Origin of the sequence: Endozoicomonas ascidiicola, from assembly GCF_001646945.1 — a bacterium.
GTDB lineage: Bacteria > Pseudomonadota > Gammaproteobacteria > Pseudomonadales > Endozoicomonadaceae > Endozoicomonas > Endozoicomonas ascidiicola.
Window position 1 is genome coordinate 1 of record NZ_LUTV01000028.1, and the last position, 2,201, is coordinate 2,201.

Annotated in this window: 2 protein-coding genes; both read right to left on the reverse strand. The window is 39.5% G+C overall.

Features of this window, described 5'->3' with window-relative positions; translation table 11 throughout:
- Positions 1-195: 195 nt before the first annotated feature.
- On the reverse strand, positions 196-1,035 hold the full coding sequence (locus AKL11_RS24295) for a hypothetical protein (RefSeq protein WP_067522937.1): 840 nt from the start codon (positions 1,033-1,035) through the stop codon (positions 196-198).
- Positions 1,036-1,038: 3 nt separating this feature from the next.
- The gene (locus AKL11_RS25480) at positions 1,039-1,473 is read right to left on the reverse strand and encodes a hypothetical protein (RefSeq protein WP_157673761.1); all 435 of its coding nucleotides are present in this window, start codon (positions 1,471-1,473) and stop codon (positions 1,039-1,041) included.
- Positions 1,474-2,201: the final 728 nt, after the last annotated feature.

Below are 2,201 nucleotides of genomic sequence, written 5' to 3' on the forward strand. Positions count from 1 at the left end.
ACGACAAAACTCTCACGCCAGCTTGCACAACGAAGCTTACTGATTTCCTCTGACCTTTTCGACAGAAAAAGAACAAAAAAGCTCGCAACGCTAACAAATTCTCAGGTTTGCAACCTCTGGTAGAAACACAGCAGCTAACGCCAAAATGTGCGGCGCCGTAGGCGTCCGGTGCGCAGCACGAACACGATTTTTTTGTTATGCGGAATTTACCACAGCCTTAAAACTGTATCTTGTTTTACTTTCAATTTTCCAATCTGGGATTACTGATAGTTTTAATGATAAAATCATTTTAAATGTGTCTGATGGGGTATATGCTGTGTCAAATGATAGTGAATTATTTATTACAGTGGTAATCGTATGTATTTGATAGAGGAAATTTTTAATATTTCCGTCAGGGATTGTTATTCCGTTTTCACCTATATTTATTCTGCTACCACCTCCGCTGCCATAAGATGTAACTTGATAAAATTCACTATAGTTTGAAAGAACCCTTTGAAGATCTGCTAACGTTTGATTTCTTTCCTCCACTTCACCTTCTTTTAATTTGTCACTGATATCAATAAACTCTTCTATGAATTTATCAGCTTGTTCAGTGAAATTTTTTGAAGCTATGAATATTCCATTCTTTGAAAGCGGAAAAGCTAAGTCATGATATTTTCTTGGTGACTTTAACCTGGCAGATTTAACATTAAAAATGTGTGTGCAATATTTTTCAAACTCTTCAAGATGCTTGAAGTAATTTGAAAAATCATTCTGTTGAGATGCAAGCCGCATTTGTTCTTTTGTTTGTTCTGAGCGATGGTTTGCAGCTAATAGAGCAATAATCGGAATGGTTAAAGCTAGAATACTGAGTGGTACTTTAAATATTAATAAGAAATTATTAAATCCAGAGTGAGAAAAATCTAGCTTACTTTCTAGATTCAATATTATTGCCAAAGAAATTAGTAAAGCAATACTGAAGTGGATACTGATAACGATCCACAATATTTTTAAACTCAAGAAACTTTTATGAGGATCAAAAAACTTATTACTCAATTGTTATTCTCCATGGCCACTATTCCGCATAACGCCAAAATGTGCGGCGCCGTTGGCGTCCGGTGCGTAGCACGAACACGATTTTATTGTTAGCTGCGGAAGCCAGAACAATCTCTGCTTTTTGCACCAAACCCGCAGCGAAACGACTTGCAGCAAATGAGAACTCGCAGGTTTCTGCTCAAGGTTGAGAACATTGCTGAAAACTGCACTGAACAAAAATGCCGAAACCCAGTTTGAACCAGAAGGTTTAAAAACTACAAGCAAACGACAATGTAAAAAACTCTCCGACAGGGAAAACCTTTTTGTTTTCTGTTCAAGATTGAGAACATTGTTTAAAACCGCACTGAACCAAAATGCCGCAAACCAGTTTGAACCAGAAGGTTTGAAAACTAAAAGCAAACGACAATGTAGAAGCTGGCCTTGTACAAACTCGATCATCAACCTCTCAGCACAGATTGAACCAGCAAATACGAATCTTTATGGCCAGCCTGTACAATAGTTTAGAGCCAAAACCTGTCGCGTTGAAAAACTCTCAGGTTTGTAATTCTGGTAGAAACACAGCAGCTAACGCCAAAATGTGCGGCGCGCCTCAGGCGCGTCCGGTGGAGCGCAGCGGAACAAACACGATTTTATTGTTAGCTGCGTAAGCCCGTAAAATGCTTAAAGCGTGACGTAAACCTGAAGCAAGTACAACTGGCGACAAAGTAAAAAACAGAAGATTTACAACCAGAGGTTTTGAACGCTGCTGAAAAACACACTGACCAAAAAATTCTCGAAGCAGTTTGAACCAGACGGTTTGACTACTTGAAGTTTACGACAATGTACCTTCCTGGCCTGCGATAGACCTGAAAATTTTTACGCTACAGAAAACCTGCTCCCTTCCCCACCAACTCTCCGTCCAAAAAGATGGAAAGGAAAACGATCACTGCGCTGGCGCGGCAAAAGGAAACTAGTACGCTACCGCCTGCCAGCTTGGGAAAAAAAACAGCAAACTACGATTTTGACGCTGGCATAAAAGAAGGAATTAACGACAAAACTCTCACGCCAGCTTGCAAAACGAAGCTTATCGATTTCTTATTAACTTTTCGATAGAACAGACCAAAAAACTTCCAACGCTAAAAAACTCTCAGTTTTGCAATTCTGGTAGAAACACAGCAGCTAACGCC